Source organism: Actinomadura physcomitrii (assembly GCF_008923205.2).
Classification (GTDB): domain Bacteria; phylum Actinomycetota; class Actinomycetes; order Streptosporangiales; family Streptosporangiaceae; genus Spirillospora; species Spirillospora physcomitrii.
The window spans coordinates 207,110-229,588 of record NZ_WBMS02000013.1 but is presented as its reverse complement, the minus strand read 5'-3'; the positions used below and the strand labels follow the sequence as shown (position 1 = coordinate 229,588).

Annotated in this window: 21 protein-coding genes and 1 pseudogene; 12 read left to right on the top strand and 10 right to left on the bottom strand. The window is 70.5% G+C overall.

The features are described 5' to 3' along the window. Positions 1 to 303 precede the first annotated feature (303 nt). Positions 304 to 612 (top strand): hypothetical protein, encoded by a 309-nt coding sequence (locus F8568_RS18865; RefSeq protein ID WP_151594851.1) that lies wholly within the window; start codon positions 304 to 306, stop codon positions 610 to 612. A 75-nt stretch (positions 613 to 687) separates the two neighbouring features. Further along, positions 688 to 2,205, top strand: a complete 1,518-nt coding sequence (locus F8568_RS18860) for a class I adenylate-forming enzyme family protein (protein ID WP_151594850.1) — start codon at positions 688 to 690, stop codon at positions 2,203 to 2,205. Between the two features lie 85 nt (positions 2,206 to 2,290). Here F8568_RS18860 and F8568_RS18855 read toward each other — a convergent pair whose 3' ends face one another. From F8568_RS18855 to F8568_RS18815, 9 genes are all read right to left on the bottom strand, one after another. Further along, on the bottom strand, positions 2,291 to 2,497 hold the full coding sequence (locus F8568_RS18855) for a hypothetical protein (RefSeq protein ID WP_202125122.1): 207 nt from the start codon (positions 2,495 to 2,497) through the stop codon (positions 2,291 to 2,293). A 4-nt stretch (positions 2,498 to 2,501) separates the two neighbouring features. Further along, a complete protein-coding gene (locus F8568_RS18850) occupies positions 2,502 to 3,647 on the bottom strand; it encodes an amidohydrolase family protein (protein ID WP_151594849.1) in 1,146 nt (381 codons plus the stop codon). Next, positions 3,644 to 4,711, bottom strand: a complete 1,068-nt coding sequence (locus F8568_RS18845) for a DUF2889 domain-containing protein (protein WP_151594848.1) — start codon at positions 4,709 to 4,711, stop codon at positions 3,644 to 3,646. Before F8568_RS18845 ends, F8568_RS18850 begins: the two co-directional genes overlap by 4 nt. A 119-nt stretch (positions 4,712 to 4,830) precedes the next feature. Beyond that, positions 4,831 to 7,302 carry a CaiB/BaiF CoA-transferase family protein gene (locus tag F8568_RS50460; RefSeq protein ID WP_202125121.1) on the bottom strand — a complete coding sequence of 824 codons (2,472 nt, stop codon included), beginning with the start codon at positions 7,300 to 7,302 and terminating at the stop codon, positions 4,831 to 4,833. Between the two features lie 150 nt (positions 7,303 to 7,452). Then, positions 7,453 to 8,058, bottom strand: a complete 606-nt coding sequence (locus tag F8568_RS18835; protein WP_151594847.1) for a TetR/AcrR family transcriptional regulator — start codon at positions 8,056 to 8,058, stop codon at positions 7,453 to 7,455. Between the two features lie 121 nt (positions 8,059 to 8,179). Continuing rightward, complete coding sequence (locus F8568_RS18830) at positions 8,180 to 9,661, bottom strand: FadR/GntR family transcriptional regulator (protein WP_151594846.1); 1,482 nt, start codon at positions 9,659 to 9,661, stop codon at positions 8,180 to 8,182. 89 nt (positions 9,662 to 9,750) lie between these two features. Next, a complete protein-coding gene (locus F8568_RS18825; protein WP_151594845.1) occupies positions 9,751 to 10,509 on the bottom strand; it encodes an SDR family NAD(P)-dependent oxidoreductase in 759 nt (252 codons plus the stop codon). A gap of 77 nt (positions 10,510 to 10,586) precedes the next feature. Then, positions 10,587 to 11,342 (bottom strand): FadR/GntR family transcriptional regulator, encoded by a 756-nt coding sequence (locus F8568_RS49640; RefSeq protein ID WP_151594844.1) that lies wholly within the window; start codon positions 11,340 to 11,342, stop codon positions 10,587 to 10,589. Further along, positions 11,342 to 12,115 (bottom strand): enoyl-CoA hydratase/isomerase family protein, encoded by a 774-nt coding sequence (locus tag F8568_RS18815; protein WP_151594843.1) that lies wholly within the window; start codon positions 12,113 to 12,115, stop codon positions 11,342 to 11,344. The genes F8568_RS49640 and F8568_RS18815 overlap by 1 nt, the downstream gene beginning before the upstream one ends. Before the next feature lie 142 nt (positions 12,116 to 12,257). Between F8568_RS18815 and F8568_RS18810 the strand changes: the two genes are divergently transcribed. From F8568_RS18810 to F8568_RS18785, 6 genes are all read left to right on the top strand, one after another. Continuing rightward, entirely contained in the window at positions 12,258 to 12,713 is a 456-nt protein-coding gene (locus tag F8568_RS18810) for a MarR family winged helix-turn-helix transcriptional regulator (protein ID WP_151594842.1), read from the top strand. Between the two features lie 15 nt (positions 12,714 to 12,728). Then, a complete protein-coding gene (locus F8568_RS18805) occupies positions 12,729 to 14,045 on the top strand; it encodes an acyl-CoA dehydrogenase family protein (RefSeq protein WP_151594841.1) in 1,317 nt (438 codons plus the stop codon). Continuing rightward, a complete protein-coding gene (locus F8568_RS18800) occupies positions 14,042 to 14,785 on the top strand; it encodes an SDR family NAD(P)-dependent oxidoreductase (RefSeq protein WP_151594840.1) in 744 nt (247 codons plus the stop codon). Before F8568_RS18805 ends, F8568_RS18800 begins: the two co-directional genes overlap by 4 nt. Continuing rightward, on the top strand, positions 14,785 to 15,798 hold the full coding sequence (locus F8568_RS18795) for a phosphotransferase family protein (protein ID WP_151594839.1): 1,014 nt from the start codon (positions 14,785 to 14,787) through the stop codon (positions 15,796 to 15,798). Before F8568_RS18800 ends, F8568_RS18795 begins: the two co-directional genes overlap by 1 nt. 64 nt (positions 15,799 to 15,862) lie before the next feature. Next, entirely contained in the window at positions 15,863 to 16,642 is a 780-nt protein-coding gene (locus F8568_RS18790; protein ID WP_151594838.1) for an enoyl-CoA hydratase, read from the top strand. Next, positions 16,639 to 17,442, top strand: coding sequence for an enoyl-CoA hydratase/isomerase family protein (locus tag F8568_RS18785; protein ID WP_151594837.1), 804 nt, complete (start codon positions 16,639 to 16,641; stop codon positions 17,440 to 17,442). The genes F8568_RS18790 and F8568_RS18785 overlap by 4 nt, the downstream gene beginning before the upstream one ends. A gap of 40 nt (positions 17,443 to 17,482) precedes the next feature. Here the strand turns inward: F8568_RS18785 and F8568_RS18780 are convergent, their stop codons facing one another. Then, positions 17,483 to 18,118 carry a TetR/AcrR family transcriptional regulator gene (locus F8568_RS18780; protein ID WP_202125120.1) on the bottom strand — a complete coding sequence of 212 codons (636 nt, stop codon included), beginning with the start codon at positions 18,116 to 18,118 and terminating at the stop codon, positions 17,483 to 17,485. 135 nt (positions 18,119 to 18,253) lie between these two features. On the opposite strand from F8568_RS18780, the gene F8568_RS18775 reads away from it, so the two are divergent. The 4 genes and pseudogenes from F8568_RS18775 to F8568_RS51065 all read left to right on the top strand — a co-directional run. Further along, positions 18,254 to 19,705: an aldehyde dehydrogenase family protein gene (locus F8568_RS18775; protein ID WP_151594836.1), complete on the top strand. Its 1,452-nt coding sequence runs from the start codon at positions 18,254 to 18,256 to the stop codon at positions 19,703 to 19,705. A gap of 29 nt (positions 19,706 to 19,734) precedes the next feature. Further along, positions 19,735 to 20,553: a mycofactocin-coupled SDR family oxidoreductase gene (locus tag F8568_RS18770; RefSeq protein WP_151594835.1), complete on the top strand. Its 819-nt coding sequence runs from the start codon at positions 19,735 to 19,737 to the stop codon at positions 20,551 to 20,553. 14 nt (positions 20,554 to 20,567) lie between these two features. Then, positions 20,568 to 21,791 (top strand): cytochrome P450, encoded by a 1,224-nt coding sequence (locus tag F8568_RS18765; protein WP_151594834.1) that lies wholly within the window; start codon positions 20,568 to 20,570, stop codon positions 21,789 to 21,791. A 79-nt stretch (positions 21,792 to 21,870) separates the two neighbouring features. Next, a pseudogene (locus F8568_RS51065) lies at positions 21,871 to 22,461 on the top strand (alpha/beta hydrolase); the annotation flags it as partial. Positions 22,462 to 22,479 lie beyond the last annotated feature (18 nt).

The window sequence follows — 22,479 nt, the reverse complement described above, 5'->3', positions numbered from 1 at the left end:
TACGGCGTCGCGCCGACTCCGACGATCGCGACCTGCGTTGCGTTGCGGCTCACATATGCCTCCACTGTGCCGTGTACCGGCCGGTGCTCTGCACGGGGCGGTTGCCTCTATTCGTTATACCGTTCATGGCTCAATCCACGGTCGTTCGGGGTCACGTGCGCGAGAGATCAGCAAAAACAAGATACTCATCTCTCCACTTTTCGAAGTGGCCGCCCTATAGTGAGAGCCCACCCCCGTACTCGCCCCGCCCTGCCCGGACGTGTCAGGGCGGGGCGGGGGCGCGTACGTCTGTGGAGGAAACCCATGAAGCTTCGCCCAGGTCAGCAGGTCGCCAGCACCGTGGACGGGACAAGGTTGATCGTCGTCCGGGCCCCCGCCGAAGAAGTGGCCCTGACCTGCGGCGGCGCCGAGATGGTCGATGCCAAGCAGGCGCCCGCCCCGTCCGGCGTCCCCGCTGAGGATGCGCGCGAGGGGACCCAGCTCGGCAAGCGCTACGCCGCGGAGGCGCTCGGCATCGAACTGCTCTGCACCAAGCCCGGTGAGGGGACGGTGGCCGCCAACGGGACGCCGCTGGTGCTCCAGGGCGCCAAGCCGCTGCCCGCCTCCGACTGAGCCCGTTACCGATTCTGAGCTCGGGGCCGGGACCGCGCCGGCGGACCAGTCCCCGATCGGCGAGTGGAGCATGCGATGAACTTGACGATGCTGCTGGACATGGCGGCGGACGGATTCGGCGATCGAACGGTGATCGGCTCGCGAAAGGACGGACTCACCGCCGCGCGGCTGCGAGACCTCTCGGCGGCGGCCGCCGCACAGGTGCGCGCCGCCGGGGCCGAGGCCGTCGTCTACCTCGCGGTGAACGGCCCCGCGTTTCCGCTGGCGATGTTCACCGCGGCGCGAGCGGGCGTTCCGCTCGTCCCGGTGAACTACCGGCTCGGCGCCGAGCAACTGGCGGCCCTGCTCGCCAACCACCCGAACGCGTACGGCATCGCCGACGAGACGCAGAGCGAGGCGCTGACCCGCGCAGGACTCTCCGCTCGGACGCCGGAGGACTTCATCCTCGAGGCCGCCCAGGCCGCTGAGAAGGGCGTCGGCGACCAGGACGACGCCCATGACGCACCCGAGGCGCCCGCCGTCATCATCTACACGAGCGGGACCACGTCCGCGCCCAAGGGCGTCCTGCTGCACCATCGCAATCTGGTGTCGTACGTGCTCGGAACAGTCGAGTTCGCAGCGGCCGGCGACGATGAGGCATCGCTGATGAGCGTCCCGCCGTACCACATCGCGGCCGTGTCCAACGTGCTCACCAACCTGTACGCAGGACGCCGGTTCCTGACCCTCCGGAACTTCAGCCCCGAGGGCTGGCTCGACCTGGTGCGCGCCGAGTCGGTGACCAACGCGATGGTGGTCCCCACCATGCTCGCCCGCATCGTGGACGCCGACGGCGTGGACCGCTCCGTTCCCAGCCTCCGCGCGCTCGCCTACGGCGGGGCGAAGATGACCCCGCGTGTCATCGAGCGGGCCCTGAAGGAGTGGCCGCACATCGACTTCGTCAACGCCTACGGGTTGACGGAGACCAGTTCCACGATCGCGATCCTGGGGCCCGAGGACCACCGAGCCGCGATCACGTCGGACGAGCCGCTGGTCCGGGCGAGGCTCGCATCGGCCGGACGGCCCGTCCCGTCGGTCGAGGTGGAGATCCGCGACGAGGCGGGCCGTCCCGTCCCGGCGGGCGAGGGCGGACGGATTTACGTGCGCGGCGAGCAGGTGTCGGGGGAGTACGCCGGATCCGGGCCCGCCGTCGACGAGCGCGGATTCTTCGACACCCGCGACTGGGGCCGGCTGGACGAGGACGGCTACCTGTTCGTGGAGGGCAGGATCGACGACACGATCATCCGCGGCGCGGAGAACATCGCACCGGCCGAGATCGAGGACGTGCTGCTGCGTCATCCAGGGGTCGCGGACGCCGCCGTGGTCGGCGTCCCCGACGAGGAATGGGGCCAGCGCGTCGAGGCGGTCGTCGTGCCGCTCCCGGGCGCCGATCTGGACGGCGAGACCTTGCGCGCGTACGCGCGCGAGAGGCTGCGCGGGTCGCGTACTCCGGACCGGATCGCACTCTGGACCGAGCTGCCCCGGACCCCCACCGGGAAGATCGTCAAGCGGGATGTGGTCGCCGGTCTCACGGCGGCCGACCGGCAGACGGCCTGAAGGCCGGCGGGAGGACGAAACGGCCCCCGGGACCATTGCGGTCTCGGGGGCCGTTTCGCTGCTCACCATGCCGGATGGCCGCCCGTCACACTTCGGTGTCGGTGTGGACGCGGGCCAGCCGCAGCCCTTCGGCCCGGCCGGGGGCGATGATGTCCCACCGGCCGCATGAGCACGCGCAGCGGTAGCTGCCGTCGCCCACGGGGATGACGGACTGGGCGACGCACCGTCCGTCCTCACTCGCCACGTCGTGGAGGAACTCGGTGGGCGAGTCGTGCATGACGTTGCCGCTCACCGGACTACACCGCCACCGCGTCGGCCGTCGGCAGCGGCGGAACGCCCGGGAACAGCTCGGTGAAGGCGCCGACGGTGATCCGGTGCTTCAGCGCCGGGGACACGTTGTCGAAGAGGCCGTGGAGGGTCTCCTGCGTGTGGCCGTAGGTGCCCTCCATGTGTGGGTAGTCGCTGCCCCACATGACGTTGTTGTAGCCCATCGACTGGGCGGCGGCGACCGCCGTGGCGTCGTGCTGGAAGGAGGCGTACACCTGCGAGTAGATGATCTCCCGCGGTGAGCGCTTCAGCTTGGGGCGCACCGCCATCGCGTGCTGGCGGTAGCCCTCCTCGATCCGGTCGGCGATGAACGGCACCCAGGTCGCGCCGCCCTCGGAGATCAGCACCTTCAGGTTCGGGTGCCGGTCCAGGGCGCCGGAGGCGACCATCTTCACCACGGCGCGCTGCCCGCCGAACGTCGTCTCGGTGTAGTTGAGGACGGCGCCGCCCGGCCCCCGGTACACCTGGCCGGCCATGCCGCCGCTGGACAGGTCGATGGGGTCGGTCCCGATGTGGAACGCCAGCACGATCCTGGCTTCCTCGGCGGTGGCCCAGAAGGGCTCCCAGACGTCCTGGTTGTAGTCCTTCTGCAACGGGTGCGGGCTCACCGGCATGAAGACCGCCCGGAAGCCCATCTCCGCGCACCGCTTCAGCTCGGTAATCGCGTCGTCGATGTCGAGCGTGGACACCTGGGCAGTGCTGATCAGCCGCGGCGAGTACCTGTCGATCGTGTCGTAGGACCAGTCGTTGGACACCCGCAGCGCCTCGCGCAGCACCTCCGGCGTCCGGAAGGAGCTGCTCCACATGCCGAGCGAGGGGAACACCAGCTCAGACCAGATGCCCTCCTGGTCGAGGTCCGGCAGGCGCTTGGTGACGTCGGCCGCCCCCGGCGCGCGATGCGTCGCCTCGAGGAACTCGAGGGCCTTTCCGGTCGGCAGCTTGCGGCGGAACGACATCCCGTCGATGTGGACGGTCTCCCACTGCCCGTCGGGGTCCTTCTCCGTGCGCGGCACCAGCTCGGCGAGCCTCGGGGGCAGGGACTCCCGCCACAGGTCGTCGGGCTCGAGGAAATGCGAGTCGCCCGAGTTCGCCCAGATCTTCTGCGCGTCGCTCATCGGGTCCTCCGTTCGTTGTCGTCGTTCCAGGTCGCTGCGCGGTCCAGGAGGGCAGGTACGTCCTCCAGGGCGCGCAGCATGTCGTTGAGGTGCGTGCAGGTGCTGGTGCCGGTGAAGCGGTCGCGGACGTGCCCGCGCAGTCCGGCGAGCGGGACGCCGGCCAGCCGGGAGGCGCTCGCCACGGCGGCCGGGCACTCCATCCACGGCAGGACGCGGGCGCGGGCTTCGCACCGTGTGACGGTCCCGCCCTCGATGTCGGCCGTCAGGGTGTACTCGTGGATGACGGTCTCGAGCCCGTCCAGCAGGACGTAGGAGTCGCGGAAGAACGCGTCCACGGTGGCGTGTTCGCCGGGGACGACGTCGATCCGGCGGGCGCGGCGCATCGCCTCGGGCGGCAGGGGGTCCGTGGCGTGCCAGGCGTCCGGGTCGTCCCCGGTGTCGAGCGGGGGCGCCGCCGGACCGGTGACGGTCGGCGGCAGCCCGGTCGCCTCGATCCCGTTCATGATCGTCCCGCCGGTGGCGAATCCGGCGCAGAGGTCGGCGACGAAGCCCGGGCGTCCCGGCCTTCCCGGCATCGTGCTCTGCCGCGCCATCTCCGCCTTCATCGCCTGCTCGGAGGTCCCGGCGCTGACCGCCTGCCCCGAGATCAGCGTGGTGACCGGGACCTCGTCCAGCAGCAGGTAGAGCAGGTCGTGGTCGGCGGCGAGGCGCGGATCGGCCTCGTCCAGCCGGCCCCGGAACCCCGAGCTCGCGCGGGCGCCGATCAGTGCGTCCAGCGGGCGGACGGGATCGGTGCTCAACTCGCGCACGAAGCGTCCGCCGACGAAGTCCACGACGGCGCGCATGCTCGCCTGGGACAGGGTGCGGGACCCGCCCGCCGCGCGCGTCAGCAGGTCGCGTCCCCTGCCCACCAGGACCAGCGGGCCCTGCAGGCCGTCCGGCCGGACCATGTCGACGGTGCTGGTGCGGCGCACCGAGCCGGAACGCCGCGCGGGCGTACCGCAGGTGGGCTCGTGCAGCCCGTGACGCGGATGCAGAGTGCGCGCCGGCGGGATGAGGGTCATCGCTGCTCCAAGAGGCCCGGCCGTCGGGAGGTGGCCGGTTGTGTCCACATCTGAGTGAAAACGACTTTTTCAGTACTAGCCCATCCGTATCCGCTTTGTCAATCGGCGATCGAACGATGTCAGCCGATGACACCGCGCTCGCGCAGCGCGGCGATGGCGGTCGCGTCGTAACCGAGCTCGCTCAGCACGGCATCGGTGTGCTCGCCGACCGAGCATCCGCCCTCCGCCTTGGTCGCGGAGCGCGAGAACCGTACGAGCGGCCCCATTCGCAGATGCTCATCGAAGATCGCGTTCGTCGCCGTGACGCAGTACTCCGCCGCGAGCGCCTCGTCGGTCTGCAGGACCAGTTCCGGCAGCCGCTCGGTCACCCGCACGCATCCCACGTCGGCCTTGGTGAGCAGGTCCTCCCACTCGGCGGCGGGCCGCCGCGCGAAAACCCCGGCCAGCTTCTCCGCCAGCGCCCCGTCGTTCGCGCGCCGGGCCTCCGGCGTCGCGAAACCTTCGCCTCCGAGGTCGGCCTCCCCGGCGAGTGCCGCGGCCAGGGGCTCCCATTCCCGAGGCTCGGGGGCGGCGAGGAACACCCACCCATCGGAGGCCTTGTACATCCGGTACAGCGCACTGAACCCGTGCCCATCCGGATCCGGCACCGGCGCCGGGCGGCGGCCCGGGTAGTCGACGACCTGCTCCAGGATCGCGTGCGTCGCGCTGCCGACCATCGTGGCGGTCAGGGGGCCCATCGGCCGGCCGAGCCGCCGCGCCAGCACGCCGAGCAGGATCGTGGACGCGACGCCGAGCGCGGCGATCCCGTCGGCCTGCATGGTCGGCACCGCCGTCGCGCTCGCCAGCCGCATGGCCCCGGCCTTGATCTCCTTCAGTGACTCGGTCCCGTGCGCGGCGTCCGGCGCGTCCGTGAGCGCCAGGCCGAAGGCAGCGCCGATGGAGGGCGCGTATGCGGGCCGTCCGCCGGACGGGCCTCCGGTTCCGTAACCGGGCGCGCTGACGTAGATCAGGTCCGGGTTGATCTCGCGCAGCGTGTCGGCGTCCACCCCCGCACGCTGGGCGGCGCCCGCCCGGAAGCTCTGCAGGACCACGTCGGCCTCGGCGGCGAGTTCGCGGACGATGCGCAGCCCCTCCTCGGTCGTGAGGTCCACCGCGACGCTCTCCTTGCCCTGGAGCACCTTCGCGCCGCCCGACTCGGGGAACGGCCCGATGTTGCGGATGCCGTCGCCCTCCTTGGCCTCGATCTTGATCACGCGGGCGCCGAAGTCGGTGAGGACCGTCGCACCGTACGGCCCGGCGAACATCGTGCCGAGCTCCAGGATCGTGACGCCCGCCAGGGGGAGCGCCGCGGGCGCGGCCGGGGGAGCCGCCGCCGGAGCGGGGGAGGCCGCGGCCCGCCGCAGTTCGTCGCCGTGCTCGTCCAGGCGGGGCGCGGAACGGGGAGCCCTGAGCGGCATCTCGTTCTCGTGCACCAGGGTGGACGGCTGGACGACCCGGCCGAACTCCGGGTCGTCGGCCTCGGCGACCCGGTGGTCGTGGTGCAGCTGCGGGTGGTTCAGGACGTCCGGACCCGCCCGGAACACCTCGGCCATGAGGTCGGGATTGGTGTCGAAGACCCGCTGCCACTCGGCGAGCGTCCGCTCCCGCACCTTCCCGATCATGATCTCCCAGAGCCCGGTGCGCAGCTCCTGGGTCTCCAGGACCGGAAGCCCCTTCCACTTCGGGTCCGCCAGCATCTCGGTCAGGCCGAACTCCTTGAGCATCGCGGCGAACAGCCTCGGGGCCGTCTGCGCGAACTGCAGCCAGTGGCCATCCTTGGTCGGCGCGATCAGCAGCGGGTAGACCAGCGGCGCCTGCGGCTCGCCGTCCTCGGTGAACGCCTCGACGTTCTGGTAGGCGTCGGGCCAGCGCAGCCCCACCATCTCGGTGAACCACGTCCAGGTGTCGAGGGCGGTGACGCCGCGGACCATGTCCGCCTCGACATGCTGGCCGAGCCCGCTCGACGCGCGCTCGAAGAGCGCGGTGAGAATGCCGTGGACGGCCGTCTGCGACGCGCCCCACCCCGCGTAGGGAACGGACACGAACGCCGGTCCGGGCCGTGTGACCATCCGGCTCTTCGTCTGGAACATGCCGAGCTTGGCCATCACCATCCCCTCGTAGCCCTTGAGGTGGGCCCAGGGGCCGGACGCGCCGAACCCGGTGATGGCCGCGCTGACCAGCCGCGGATTGAGGGCGGCGAGGTCGGCGGGGGCGAGCCGCAGCCGGGCGGCCGCCCGCGGCCGGAAGGTCGTGACGAGCACGTCCGCGGTGGCGATCAGGCCGTCCAGCACCGCCCGGTCGGCGTCGTCGCGCAGGTCCAGACGGACGCTGCGCTTCCCGCGGGCCAGGGCCGGCCAGGCGGTCCGGTCGCGCAGCGGGCTGCCGCCCGGCGGCTCGACCTGGACGACGTCCGCGCCCGCGTCGGCGAGGAACTGCGTCGCCTGCGCGCCGGGGATCGTGGTCGACAGGTCGATGACCGTGATCCCGGCGAGCGGGCCGTCCTCCGGCCGCTCGCGCCCGGCCACCGTGTTCGCCGCAGGACCTTCGCCCACCGTGCCACCTCCGTGAAGAGCTCAAGAATCTATATTCTTTAACTCGGTACGATACGTAGGGGACTGTGAGCCGGGCAACACGTCGGAAACAAAAGATTGCACTGAATAGACCGAGAGGGCGAGAGGCGCCCGCTCCGCACGGGGCGGGGGTCAGCTCGCGGGACGGCCGGCGCCGAGCGCGCGCAGCGCGAAACCGGTGATCTGCGCCGCCACCGTGGACGCGCCGTCCCGCGCCGCCCCGGTCATCTGGTCCTCGAAGGCCTGTCCCAGGACGGCGCGGATGGAGCGCGCGTCGGGCTCCGGGTCGGTCCAGGGGAACGAACCGTCCGCCTGCCCGGCCCGCAGGATCTCGACGATGAGCTCCTGCTGCTCGGCGAGGGCCCGGGCGCGCTCCTCGGCGTAGCCGCGCGCCCGGGTGGCCTCACCCGAACTGAGCGCCAGCACGCGCTTGCGGCGCCGGTCGTCGGCGGTGATGCCCAGCATCCCTTCGATCAGGGCTCCGAGGGCTTCGGCCGGGCCGCCGGCGGCGGAGGCGAGCGAGCGCAGCTCCGTCATCACCCGGATGCCGTCACGGCGGAACATCGCCAGGAACAGGGCGTCCTTGGATTCGAAATGCCGGTAGAAGGCGCGCGTCGACAGCCCCGCGGCGGTGAGGATCTCGGTGATGGACACCGGCGCGCCTTCCGCCTCCGCCAGGCAGCGGTACGCGGCGTCGAAGATGCGCACCCTCTCCGCGGCCTGACTCGGCACCGGCACCGTCCCCTCCTGCGTTCCGCGCCCGGACGGCTCTCGGTGACGGCCGGGGTCCGGGACCACCAGCCTATCCAGGCCGGAACGCGCCGGAAGGACGGCGCGGACCGGACGAGCGCGGGCGAGCTCAGTGCCACCATTCGTTGAGGATGGCGAGGTGGCGGCGCATCCGGTGCCGGGCGAGGCTCTCGTCGCCCGCGAGGATCGCCTCCAGGATTCCCCGGTGGACTTGCTCGACGTCCTCCGCCGCCTCGGCGCCCGGCAAGGACGGCGTCTGGGCGCTCGTGTGCCGCGTCCACAACTCGGTGAGGACGCGCAGGAACAGCACCAGGACGGGGTTGCCCGCCAGCAGCGCCAGTTCCCGATGGAAGGGGTCCTGCGGCGCACCGCGGCCGTCGCTCGGCCAGAGCACCCGCACGGCGTCCCGCAGACGGGCGGAGACGCCCGGCTCGTCCCGGCGGGCGATGACCGGGCTGAGCGTCCCGAGTTCGATCGCCTCGCGGACCGACAGGAGGTTCGCCACCCCGGCGCGCTGGTAGTCGAGATACAGCGCCATCGTCTCGATGCTGGCGCGCGGGTCCGGCGCGGTGACCAGCAGCCCGCCGCCGGGCCCCCGGCGCATCCGCGCGACGCCGTGGTACTCGAGCAGGCGAACGGCTTCGCGGAGCACCGCGCGGCTGACGCCGTAACGGGCGAGCAGCTCCGCCTCCGAGCCGAGCGCCTCCCCGATCGGCCAGCCGTCGGCGGCGATCTGATGATGGATCCGGGAGGCCACGACCTCGCCGAGCTTGCCGTCCGGTGCCTCGATCAGCTGCGGCGCGATCGGGCCGTCCGGCTCGCCGCTCCGGTGCGTCCTCAGCCAGTCGGCCGTCGCGGTGAGGTGCTCGACGACCAGCGCCCGGGCCCGTCCGGTGTCACCGGCGATGACGGCCTCGACGATCGCCGTGTGGTGGCGCCCGGCGGACTCCTTGCTGCGCACCGCCTCGGCCTTCGGGGTGTGCGTCGCGGTGTGCGCGTAGCGGGTCGTCAGCCGGGTCAGGATCTCGATGAACGAGCAGAGCGCCGCATTGCCCGACAACTCGCCGAGGGCCAGGTGCAGCACGTCCTGGGACCAGATGCCCGGCTCCTCGCGCCGGCGCGACTCCTCCTCCAGGAGGCCGCGCAGCCGCCGGACGCCGTCCTCGGTGAGGCGTTCGGCCGCCAGCTCCGCGGCGCGCGGCTCCAGCAGCAGCCGCGCCCCTATCAGGTCGTCGACACTGGTGCCGACGTAGTCGAGGTAGATGACCATCGCCCGGGTGGCGGGAGCCGCGTCGGGCGCCGTCACGAACAGGCCGCCGCCGGGGCCGCGGCGCATCCGCGCCACCTGGTGGTGCTCGACCAGGCGCAGGGCCTCGCGCAGGACGGCCCGGCTCACGCCGTACCGGTCCTGCAGGTCCTGCTCGGAGCCGAGATTGCGGCCGACCGGCCAGCCCGCGGCGATGATCTCGTCCTCGATCCGGCGGGCGACCTGCGCGCCGAGCGTCCCGCCGCGCGCCCCGGATCCCCGTTCCCGATCGGACGCGGTCCCGGCTTCGCCCACCGGCGAAAGGCCCGCAGCAGGCGTCGGCATGGACCTCGGTGCTCCTCGCAGATCGGTTTGAGTATCCTCAGTTTAGTCGATCAGGAGGACGGCGCGGAGCGCCGGTCGGCCGCCCGGCGTCAGCGCGGAGCGAAGCGCTGGCCGGCGTCCAGCCGGAGGCACTGCCCGTTCAGCATCTGGTTGTCGACGATCGAGAGCACGAGCTTGGCGTACTCCCCCGGGCGGCCCATCCGCTTGGGGAACGCGGCGTCCTTCGTCAGCGTCTTGGCGAAGTCGTCGGGGATCTTGGCGGTCGCGCCGGTCGCGAAGAGGCTCGGCGCGATCGCGAGGACGCGGATGCCGAGCGAGCCCAGGTCACGGGCCATGGTCAGGCACATCCCGGCGATCCCGGCCTTCGCGGCGGTGTAGGCGACCTGGCCGATCTGCCCCTCGAACGCGGCGATGGACGCCGTGTTGACGATCACGCCGCGCTCGTCGTCCTCCGGCTCGTTGCCGCTCATGTGCGCGGCCATGAGCCGGGAGATGTTGAAGGTGGCGATCAGGTTCAGGTCGATGACGCCCCGGAAGCTCTCCAGGTCGTGCGGCCCCTCCTTGCCCAGCGTCCGCTTCGCGATCCCGCCGCCCGCCGTGGTGACGCTCACGTGCACACCGCCCAGGCCGTCGACCGCGGCGGCGATCGCCGTCTCGGCGGCTTCGAAGTCGGTGATGTTGACGGGGTGGAACGGCGCGCCGAGCTGCGCGGCGACCTTCTCGCCCTCCGATCCGGGACGGTCCAGGATCGCGACCTTCGCGCCGCGTCGCGAGAGGAGCTCGGCCGAGGCCCGCCCCATGCCGGACGCTCCGCCGACCACGATGGCCTTCTTGCCGCTGATCTCCATGTTCTCCTCCGTCCGCCGGGGGCGTGCACGCGAGCGAGGTGCACGATTCCCTGGAACCTATTACTGAGTTAACTAGGTTAGTCTAGTATGTCGATGATCTGCCGGCGACCGGCCCCCGGGTCCTCGAACAGGTGCTCCTGCGCCCGGCGCATGTGCGCCGCCCAGTGCCGCTCGGCTCCGGCGCCGTCCCGGCGCCGGACCAGTTCGACGAGGCGCTTATAGGAGCGCAGCGCCAGCCGGTTGCCCTCCTGTAGCGCCGCGCCCTGACGCGGCGTCTCGTCATAGGCGGCGGCGATCTGCCGCGACATGATCTCGCCGAGCAGCGTCACCATGGTCGACAGCGTGCGGTTGCCCGACAGCTCCACGATCCGCTTATGGAACCGGACGGTGGCGGCCCCGAACGGCCCGCCGACCGCGGCCTCGACCTTCTCCAGCTCCGCGGCCAGAGCGTCGTGGCCGGCATCGGACCCCTCCTCGGCCAGCAGCCGGGCCGCGGGCGGCTCGATCACCATCCGCGCCGCGTAGACGTCCTCGACCGTCGTCTCCTGCAACGCTAGAAGCAGACTGAAGATCGGCGCCGCCGCCTCGGGTCCGGGTACGCTGACCCGCGCCCCGCCGGGCGGCCCGCGCCGGACCCGCACCAGCGAGTCCGCCTCCAGCAGCCGGAACGCCTCGCGCAGCGTCGGCCGTGACACCCCGAACCGCTCGATCAGCTCCGGCTCGGTCGGCAGCCAGTCGCCGTCCCGCAGTTCGCCGCGCACGATCTGCTTGCGGATCCGATCGGCGACCAGATCCGCCATCTTCTTCGGACGCAGCTCGGGTCCGCGCCGCATCAGCGCAGCGCCCACTCGCGGGTCGGCACGGCCGACCGCTCGACCTCCGCCTGCCCGATCGGGTTGCCGATCTGGGTGTAGGACAGCCCGGTCCGCAGCGCCTGCGTGCGCGTGGAGTCCAGCGACTCCCACACGGCCCGGACGGTCCCCTGTACGGCCGCCGGGGGCTTGGCGGCGATGAGCCGCGCGAGCTCGGCGCCCCGGTCCCACAGCTCCTCGCGCGGCAGCACCTCACTCACGAGGCCGATCTCCAGCGCCCGCTTCGCGGACATGCGCTCGTCCAATCCGAGCAGCGCGATGCGCATGACCTCGCCCATCGGAATGCGCCGGGCCAGCCCGATCGGCTCCAGCGCCGCCGTCAGCCCGTAGCTGACGTGCGGATCGAAGAACGTGGCGTCGTCCGAGCAGATCACGATGTCGGACTCGTTGATCCAGTAGAACGCGCCGCCCGCCGCCATCCCGTGCACGCAGCACACCACGGGCTTCCAGACGTAGTTGAGCTTCGGCGACAGCTGGGCGCCCGGGTCCTCCTGCGTCCAGACGTTCTCCGGCCGGTGGATGCCCTGCTTGACGTCGACGCCGGTGCAAAAGGCCCGGTCTCCCGCCGCGCGCAGGACCACGACGTGCACGTCGTCGTCCTCCCGGACCATCTTCCAGAGCTCGGTGAACTCGTCGCACATGGCCTGGTTGAAGCTGTTCATCGCCTCCGGCCGGTTCAACGTGACCGTCGCGACGTGCTCGGCGACCTCGTAGGTCACGGTCGTGAAGCCCATCGGCCCTCCAGATCTGAAGAATCTATATTCATTAGATCTATAGCGCCTCACGGGCCGGAACGGAAGCCGCCGCCGGCGTCGGCCGCCAGCTCGGACCGATCGGAATATTGACAAGAGATAGCCATAACGACAATCTGTTGTCATGTTCCCGGACGACGACCACCCGCTCGCCGAACTCGCCGACGAAGTGCTCCGCTGCCACGGCAGGCTGCTCACGGCGACCGCGAACCTCGGCACGGAGGACGGGCTGACCGGCGCCCAGTTGCTCGTGCTCACCACCGTCGTCCGGGCGGACCGGGCCCCGACCGTTCCCCAGATAGGCCGCAGCCTCGGCCATTCGCGGCAAGCCGTGCAGCGGCTGGCCGACGCGCTCGTGGAGCGCGGGCTGATCGAGGCCGTGGACAACCCCGATCACAAGCGCGCACGGCGGCTCGTCCCGACCGCCGCGGGGAGGCGCGCCTACGACCGCAGCAATGCGCGCGGCCGCGACTGGGCCTCGCGCGTCACCGAAGACATGAGCCCGGCCGAACTGACCGCGGCCGCCGAGACCCTCAGGCGGCTGCGCCGGCGGCTGGAGGCCGACGACCACCCCCGATGACCTCGAGGAGGTCCCGTGTGGGACTTCAGTACTGATCCCGATTTCCAGGCCAAGTTGGACTGGATGGAGGCCTTCGTCCGCGAGGAGGTCGAGCCGCTCGATCTGCTGTTCCCGAGCGGCGGTGCCCCCTACGACGTCGGCGACGCGGCCGCGCGCGCGATCCTGCGTCCCTTGCAGGCACAGGTCAAGGAGCAGGGGCTGTGGGCCTGCCACCTCGGCCCCGAACTGGGCGGCCAAGGGTACGGGCAGCTCAAGCTGGCGCTGATGAACGAGATCCTCGGACGGTCCTACTGGGCGCCGACCGTCTTCGGCACCGCCGCGCCCGACACGGGGAACGCGGAGATCCTGGCCATGTTCGGCACCGACGAGCAGAAGGCCCGCTACCTGCGCCCGCTGCTCGACGGGGAGATCGTGTCGGCGTTCTCGATGACCGAGCCGCAGGCGGGCGCGGACCCCAAGGAGTTCACCTGCCGGGCGTACCGGGACGGCGACGGCTGGGTCATCGACGGAGAGAAGTGGTTCACCTCGAACGCCCGCTACGCCGAGTTCCTCATCGTCATGGCCGTCACCGACCCGGACGCGCCGCCGCACGAGCGGATGTCGATGTTCGTCGTGCCCGCGGACACCCCCGGCATCGAGATCGAGCGCAACGTCGCGACGATGGCCGAGCGCGACGACCTCGACGAGGGCATCCACGCGTACATCCGCTACGACCGGGTCCGCGTGCCGGACGACGCGCTGCTCGGTGGTCCGGGGGAGGGGTTCCGCGTCGCTCAGGCACGGCTGGGCGGCGGCCGCGTGCACCACGCGATGCGGACGGTCGGCCAGTGCCGGCGCGCGTTCGACATGATGTGCGAGCGGGCGCTGTCCCGGCGGACGCAGGGTGAGCGTCTCGCCGATAAGCAGGCCGTTCAGGCGTTCATCGCCGATTCGTGGATCGAGTTGCAGCAGTACCGGCTGCTCGTCCTCAACACAGCCTGGACCATCGACACCCAGCCGCACGGCGCCGCACGGACACAGATAGCGATGTGCAAGGTCGCGATGGCGAAGGTCTACCACGACATCGTCCAGCGGGCGCTCCATCTCCACGGCTCGCTTGGGACCACGCACGAAACGCCGCTGGCGGGCATGTGGATGAGCGTCCCGGCCCTCGCGCTCGCCGACGGCCCGACCGAGGTGCACCGGACCACGATCGCCAAGCAGCTGCTGCGGCGGTACCAGCCCGCGGAGGGTCTGTTCCCGACGGAGCACATCCCGCCCAGGCTCGCAGAGGCGCGCGAGCGCTACGCCTCGATCCTGGAGGAGCACGGCGCGAAGGAGCATGTGCGATGAGTGATCTCTTCGACCTCGGGGGGAAGATCGCGCTGATCACGGGGGGCAGCCGCGGACTCGGCCGAGAGATGGCCCTGGCGTTCGCCGGTGCCGGCGCCGACGTCGTCGTCACCAGCAGGAAAGCGGACGCCTGCCGGGCGGTGGCCACCGAGATCGAGTCACTCGGACGCCGCGCGCTGCCGCATGCCTGCCATGTCGGCAGGTGGGACGAGATCGACTCCTTGGTCGAGGCGGCCTATGCTGCGTTCGGACGCGTCGACATCCTGGTCAACAACGCGGGCATGTCCCCGCTGGCGCCCTCGTCGGCGGAGACCAGCGAGGACTTGTTCGACAAGGTCCTGGCCGTCAACTTCAAAGGCCCGTTCCGGCTCGGAGCCCTGGTCGGCCGGCGCATGGCCGACGGCGATGGCGGCTCGATCATCAACGTCTCCTCCTCGGGTGCGCTGATGCCGCGACCACGCTTCGGTCCCTATGCCGGCGCCAAGGCGGCCCTGAACGCACTCACCCAGGTGCTCGCTCTGGAGTACGGGCCGTCGGTCCGGGTGAACACGATCTCGGCGGGCCCCTTCCTCACGGACATCTCCAAGGCCTGGCCGGCGGAGGCCCGCGAGCGCGCCCACAGCGCGGCGGGCCGTCCCGGCCGGCCGGAAGAGATCGTGACCAGTGCCCTCTACCTGGCCAGCCCCGCGTCGAGCTTCACCACGGGAGCGCTGCTGCGCGTCGACGGGGGTCTTTACTGATGACGGACGAACTGGAGCTGTCACTACGAGAACGCGCGACCAAGGCGGTGCAGACGTGGGCGCCTGGTGCCGAGGTCACCGACGTCGCACCGTTAACCGGCGGCGCGTCCAGTCTCACTTTCGTGGCACGTCTCCGATCGGAGGGCCGGCAGGAGGAGCGAGTGGTCCTCAAGGTCGCACCGCCGGGGCTTCCGCCTGTGCGCAACCGCGATGTGCTGCGGCAGGCGCGGGTCATGCGAGCCTTGCATGGACGACCCGGTGTCCGAGTCCCTCCGGTGCTGTTCGAAGACGCGGGTGATCCACCGGCCACGTCCCCTTTCGTTGCCATGGGGCTTGTACCAGGGGAGTGCGCCGAGCCGGTGCTGGAAGAAGCACGGGACCCGGCCGGCTTCGCCGATGTGCGGTCCAGCGCGCTCGACGCCGCAGCGGTGCTCGCCGCGGTTCACTCGGTCCCTCCGGCGGAGGCGGGGCTGGCCGCCGAACCGGTCACGACGCTCGCGGACGAGATCGACCGTTGGACGCGCGCCTTCGCGACGGTTCCGCCCGATCTGCAACACGAGTACGAACGGTGTGCCCGCGCACTCCACGCGACGATCCCCGATTCTCTCGATCCCGTCATCAACCACGGCGACTACCGGCTCGGGAACACGCTGTGCCGCCGTGGCCGGGTCGAAGCGGTGATCGACTGGGAGATCTGGTCGGTCGGCGACCCGCGCGTGGATCTCGCGTGGTTCACCTTCTTCACCGACGAGGCCAAGCACCCGGCGGCGCCGTCCCATGAGCCGAGCGGCATGCCGCGCGGCGGGGAACTCCTCGCCGCCTACATCGCGGCAGGTGGCCGGCGGATGCCAGACCTCACCTGGTTCGAGGCACTCACCTGTTACAAGGAAGCAGGAGCGACGGCACTGCTGATCAAGCGCGGACGGCGTGCAGGAGAGCTCGCTCCGGCGATCGCCCGGATGGTGCCGGCGCTTCCCGGGTTGCTCGCCAAAGCCGAGGCACTTCTCGAGTGAGGGGCCGGGATGGACGAGCCATGCTTATTCATTATACTGATCATTGCCAACTACGGGAGAGAACATGAGCGATGGCCCTGTCCTTCTCGCATCAGACGTCGGCGCCGTGCGACTCCTCACACTCAATCGGCCTGGTGCCCGCAACGCGTTGAGCAGCGAGCTGAACACCGCCCTCTATCGGGCCCTGGAGGAGGCGGACAGCGACGACGCGGTGAAGGGCGTGGTGGTCACCGGCGCTGATCCGGCGTTCTGCGCAGGGCTCGACCTCAAGGAAGCCGGGGCCGAGGGGGCCGCCTTCTTCCGGCGGTTCCAGGACGCCAACTGCATCGTGCGGATCGGTGAGATGAGCAAGCCGGTGGTCGGAGCGGTGAACGGTGCGGCCTTCACCGGGGGGCTGGAGATCGCGCTCGGCTGCGACTTCCTCGTCGCTTCCGAGTGCGCCGTGTTCGCTGATACGCACGTCCGTGTCGGCGTGCTGCCGGGCGGCGGCCTGACAGCCCGGCTGCCCCGGGTCGTCGGTGCCGCCAACGCGCGGCGGATGTCGATGACGGGTGAGGTGGTGGACGCGGCGCGCGCCGAGCGGATCGGGTTGGTGAGCGAGGTCGTGCCGCACAGCGAGCTGCTGGCGCGAGCGATGGCGCTGGCGTCGTCGGCCGCCGAGGTTCCGGCTGACGCCATGCGGGACCTCAAACGGATGTACACCGGGGGCGGCGGGCTGGCGGAGGACCTCGCGGCAGAGGTGGCCATCGCCCGTGCCTATCGCGCGGATTTCGACGGGATCGAAGGGCGCCGCGCCCAGGTGCAGAGCCGAAACCGCGAGCAGATCTCCCAGGAGGAGCGTTGAGCGAGATCGTCGTGTCCCGGCCGCGGCCGGGCGTCACCCGTGTCGAGATGAACCGGCCCGAGCGGCTGAACGCGATGACCGCCGGGATGGTCGAGGGGCTGCACGGGGCGCTGGCGGAGGCGGCCGCGGACCCGGCGTGCCGGGTGGTGGTGCTGACCGGTGCGGGCCGCGGTTTCTGCGCGGGCCTGGACCTGGGCGGCTATGGCGAGCCGGAGGGCGTGGACGGCGCGGGCGCGGTGCAGCAGGGCTTGGCGTTGCAGCGGCATATCGCGGGGCTGGTGCAGCGGATCCGGCGGATGCCGCAGCCGGTGGTCGCGGAGGTGAACGGCGCGGCGGCGGGTGGCGGGCTGGCGCTGGTTTTGGCGTCGGACCTGCGGATCGCCTCGACGTCGGCGGTGTTCGCGGTGTCGTTCATGCGGGTGGGGTTCTCGGCGTGCGACATCGGGACGTCCTGGATGCTGCCGCGGCTGGTCGGCGCGGGGCGGGCGCACGAGCTGATGATGACCGCGCGCCGGTTCGGCGCCGAGGAGGCGCTGCGGATCGGCATGCTGGCCGACGCCGTCGCGCCTGAAGAGCTGACGGCGCGCGTGGAAAAGGCGGTCGACGACCTGCTGTCGATGCCGCCGCTGTCGCTGTCGCTGACCAAGCAGGCGATGTGGCTGTCGCTGGAGATCCCGTCGTTCGACGCGGCCGTCGAGTTGGAGAACCGGCAGCAGGTCCTGACGATGATGACCGCCGACCAGACCGAGGCCATGGCCGCCTACGTGCAGAAGCGCGCCCCCGACTACGGCAACCACTAATAGGAGAAAGGGCCGGCGCGTCGGGCCGGGGCACCGCAGGCTAAGGCTCCAACAGGCGCAAGACGAGGTCGACCGTCGATGTGCAGTGCGCCTCGAGGTCTACTTCGCTCGCGGACGCCATGTCGAGGCCGTGGTTGAGAACCTGCATCGTCACTGCACCGTAGAGGCACTCGACGACCGGGTCCACGGCGGCCTCGTCGATGGTGTCGCCGCGGGTGCGCGCGCGGTCGAACACTCGTCGCGCGGCATGACGGTGCTTCTGGGCGAGTTCTCTGGCGATGTGCTCGTAGGCAGGGTTCGCGACCGCGTCGACCGTGATCCGGAACGTCGCGTAGCCGAGCGGGTCTCGCAGGAAGCGCAGGAGGTTCGTCGTCAGGCGGATCAGATCGCCGCGGAGCGAACCGGTGTCGACGTCCTCGATGCTCCGGGAACGCGCCCGCACGCTCTCCACCAATAGCGCGTCGCGATCGGGCCAGCGCAGGTAGACGGTCGACTTCCCGACCCCCGCGCGGCGGGCGACACCGTCGATCGTGAAGCGCGCCGGACCGCGCTCGAGGAACTCGTCGATCGCCGCATCGAGGATGCGCTGCTCGGCCACCGGGTCGCGCGGCCGGCCAGGACGCCTGCGGTCCGTCCCGGCGGTCTGCTCATCACGAATGCCGGTCATCGCGGCCATCACACCATGCCCGCCTCTGCCTGTCACGCCGTGGGCGCTATTTTCCGACGATCTCGTCCGTAACTCTTGACAAGCGCCATGAGGTGCAGATGATTGGATAACTTAGTTAACTCAGTGGTCTCAGGGAGTGACGCGATGTCCGACGCCGACCGCACGCCGCCGAAGGTCCATCTCCGGATCAACGGTGAGAAGCTCCACGCCGGGTCCGGCGGGACCTACGACCACATCAGCCCGGTCACCGAACAGGTGGACGCCCGGATCCCCCTGGCCGGCAAGGAGGAGATCGACCTCGCCGTCTCCAAGGCGCACGAGGCGTTCCAGGTCTGGAAGCGCATGTCGCCCGCGCAGCGCCGCGAGCTGCTGAAGAAGCTGGCCGACCTGATCGAGGCGAACAGCGCGGAGTTCGCAAGGCTCGGCGCGCTCGACAACGGAACGCCCGTCACGGTCGGTTCGGCGTTCCCCGCGACCTCCGCCGAGTGGACCCGCTACTACGCCGGATGGGCGGACAAGATCCAGGGAGACGTCACGGGCAACCCCGTTCAGGACGGCGAGCTCGGTTACACCCTCGCCCAGCCGTACGGCGTTGTGGGGATCATCATCACGTGGAACGGGCCGCTGATCTCGCTCGCCATGAAGATCCCGCCCGCGGTCGGGGCCGGGAACACGGTGGTCGTCAAGCCGTCCGAGCTGACGCCGTTCAGCGGCGAGCTGTTCATGGACCTCGTCGAGCAGGCGGGCTTCCCGCCGGGCGTCATCAACGTCCTTCCCGGCACGGCGGAGGCCGGCGCCCGGTTGGTGGCCCATCCACTGGTGAAGAAGGTCAGCTTCACGGGCGGTCCGGCCACGGCCACCAAGATCCTTGAGACCTGTGCGCCCGACATGAAGCCTGCGGTGCTGGAGTTGGGCGGCAAGTCGGCCAACATCGTCTTCGAGGACGCCGACATCGAGGCCGCGTGTCAGCTGGGCACGACGTTCTCGCTGATCGCCCTCTCGGGCCAGGGATGCGCCTTCGCCACTCGGATGATCGTCCACGAGGACGTCTACGACCAGGTCGTCGAGCAGGTGAAACTCATCGCCCAGAACATCCCGATCGGCGACCCGTTCGACCCGGGCGTCATGTCTGGCCCGGTCGTCAACGAGGCCGCGGCGGAACGGATCATCGGCATGGTCGAGCGCGCCAAGGGGGAGGGCGCGACCCTGGTGACCGGCGGCGCCCGGATCGACCGTGACGGCTACTTCGTCCAGCCGACGGTGTTCGCCGACGTCGACCCGGAATCGGAACTCGCGCAGACCGAGGTCTTCGGCCCGGTGCTCGCGATCTTCAAGTTCTCGACCGAGGAGCAGGCGATCGCGCTCGCCAACGGTACGCGCTACGCCCTCTCCTCGTACGTGCAGACCAACGACCTCAAGCGCGCGGTCCGCGTGGCCGCCGAACTCGAGGCCGGCGAGACCCTCATCAACGGTGCCATGAACCTTCAGGTGGGCCGGCCGTTCGGCGGCTTCGGTCTGTCGGGGGCGGGCAAGGAGGGCGGCCGGCAGGGCATCGAGGAGTTCCTCCGCATCCGCAGCGTCGGCGTCGCCATCTGACCGGGACCTTGTAGTAAGGGAGAACCGCCATGACCGGAAGCCTCGAGGGGCGCGTCGCCTTCATCACCGGAGCCGCCCGCGGCCAGGGACGCGCGCACGCCGTGCGCCTCGCCCGAGAGGGCGTCGACATCATCGGGCTCGACATCTGCAAGGACATCGCCAGCTTCGACTACTCCTGCGCCACCCGGGAGGAACTGGAGGAGACCGCCGCCCTGGTCGCGAAGGAGGGCCGGACGATGGTCACGGGCGAGGCCGACGTCCGCGACCTGGCGGCGGTGAAGCAGGTCTTCGAGGACGGCTACGCGCGGCTCGGTCGCATCGACATCGTCATCGCCAACGCCGGGATGATCCGCTACGGCGCGCCCGAGAACGTCGCCCAGGAATGGCAGGACACGCTCGACGTCATTCTCACCGGCGCCTTCAACACCGTGCAGGCCTCGATCGACAAGCTCATCGAGGGAGGCAACGGGGGATCGATCGTCCTGGTCAGCTCGAGTGCGGGACTCAAGGGCACCGGCAGCGACCTGCCCTCGGCGCAGGCCTACACTGCGGCCAAGCGCGGCCTGGTCGGATACATGCAGGTCCTCGCGCAGCAGTACGCGGAGCACTCGATCCGGGTCAACACCATCCACCCGACCGGCGTGGTCTCGGGCATGACCACGAACGAAGCGATGATGAAGATGGCCGCCGACCCGAACACCAACATCGCGGCCATGCAGAACCTGTTGCCCATCCAGATCCTCCAGCCAGAGGACATCGCCAACGCGGTGGCCTACCTCGTGAGCGACGAGGCGGCCTTCATCACCGGCACCCAGTGGGCGCTCGACGCCGGATTCTCGGTGCGCTGAGAGATCGGACGGACATGTCGCTCACCGAGCACCGGATGGTCGGAGCGGGGCCGGTCGAGGATGCCGGTCGCCGGTTCGACGATCTCCGAGGAGAGCACACGATCGTCAAGGTCGAGGAGCCCGAGCGCGCCTACTGGATGGTGCTCGGCCACGACCTGACACGTGAATGCCTGCAGAACCCGTCCGCCTTCTCCAGCGATGTCATCACCCCGCTGAACCAGGATCCGCCGTTCAAGATGATCCCCATCCAGCTCGATCCGCCGGAGCACACACGGTGGCGCCGGCTGCTGGCGCGGTACTTCTCCCCGCGCCAGATGGCGTTGCTCCGGCCGAGACTCGAGCAGCGGACCAGGGAACTCGTGGCGGAAATCAAGCAGAAGGGGGAATGTGACTACGTCTCGGAGTTCGCGCTCCAGTTCCCGACCGTGGTCTTCCTCGAGATGATGGGCCTACCGGTCGACGAGCTCCCGAGATTCCTGGAATGGGAGAAGCTCGCGCTCGCTCCCTCTGCGGACGGCACGTTCGACGCCGACCGTCAGGCCGCGGGGATCCTGTCCGTGGTCGGGTACTTCCAGGCGGCGATCGCACGCACGCGCGACGGCGGGGAGCACGGTGATGAGCTGCTCTCCCAGACGACGGCGTGGGAGCTGGACGGCGTCCCGATCTCGGACGACGTCCTGGTCAACTGCTGCCTCCTGCTGTTCCTCGCCGGCCTCGACACGGTTGCGATGAGTCTGGCCTTCGCCATGTACCACCTCGCGACCCATGATGCGGACCGCGAGCACGTCGCAGCGGTCGCGGCGGCGGGCGGTTCCATGGACGAGATCGTCGAGGAGATGCTGCGCTTCTACGCGGTGCCCGAGATCGGTAGGAAGGTCGTCCACGACATGGAGATCGACTGCCACCGGCTCAGGGCCGGTGAACTCGTCCTCTTTCCGCTGGTCGCCGGGAACCGCGACGACGCGCTGGTCGCCGGCGCAGACCACGTGGATCTGCGGAGGGGGCGTACCACTCCGCACCTGGCGTTCGGCGGGGGTCCGCATCGCTGCCTCGGCTCGCATCTCGCCCGGATCGAGATGAACATCGCGCTCCGCGGCTGGCATGAGGCCGTTCCCGTGTACCGCTTGGCGCACGGTGCGACGCCGAGGGCGTACTGGTCCAACGTGCACGGCCTCATGGAACTCCGGCTGTCCGGCTTCGGAGAGGCGTGTTCGGAGAGGCGTGAAGGTGCGGGGTGAAGCACGATCGCCGAAAGCGGAGCTACTAAGTTAGCATAGATAACTTTGTGTCTGGACGTATCCGCGTGGGGAGGCCATCGTGCGACCGTTGGATCACTCCTTCGATGTCACCGAGGAGATCGGGACAGGAGAGCCGCTGAGCCAGACGGCCTGGATCTTCGCGCCGGAGGACGCCGCCGAGGTGAAGGGCGCGATCCTGTGCCTGGCCGGCGGCACCTATGACAAGAAATATTGGCATCTGGAGGTACCCGGTCACGAGGGTTACAGCTTCGCTCGGCGCCTCGCTCGTCGGGGATACGTCGTCATCGCCCTTGACCATCTCGGTGTCGGCGGCAGCGCCGACCCGACCGCGTCCGGAGGGGTGGACCTGCAACTCCTGGCCAGCGGTGATGCGGCCGTCGCCGCCCAGGTCAGAGCGCGCCTGGACGACGGAATGCTCGTCCCCGGCCTGCGGCCCCTGCCGCACCTCCCGCTGATCGGCGCAGGGCACTCGATGGGGGCCTGCCTCACCACGATGGTCCAAGCGCGGGCCGGAGCGTACGACGCCGTCGCGCTCCTCGGCTACGGCGTTGACATCACCACGTTCACGATGAGGAGGTCACGTCCGACGTCCTTGAGGAACGTGTCGAGGAGAGCGAGGCCATCTTCCGCGCGAGCACGGGAACGGCCCTGGACGCGATCTCGACGA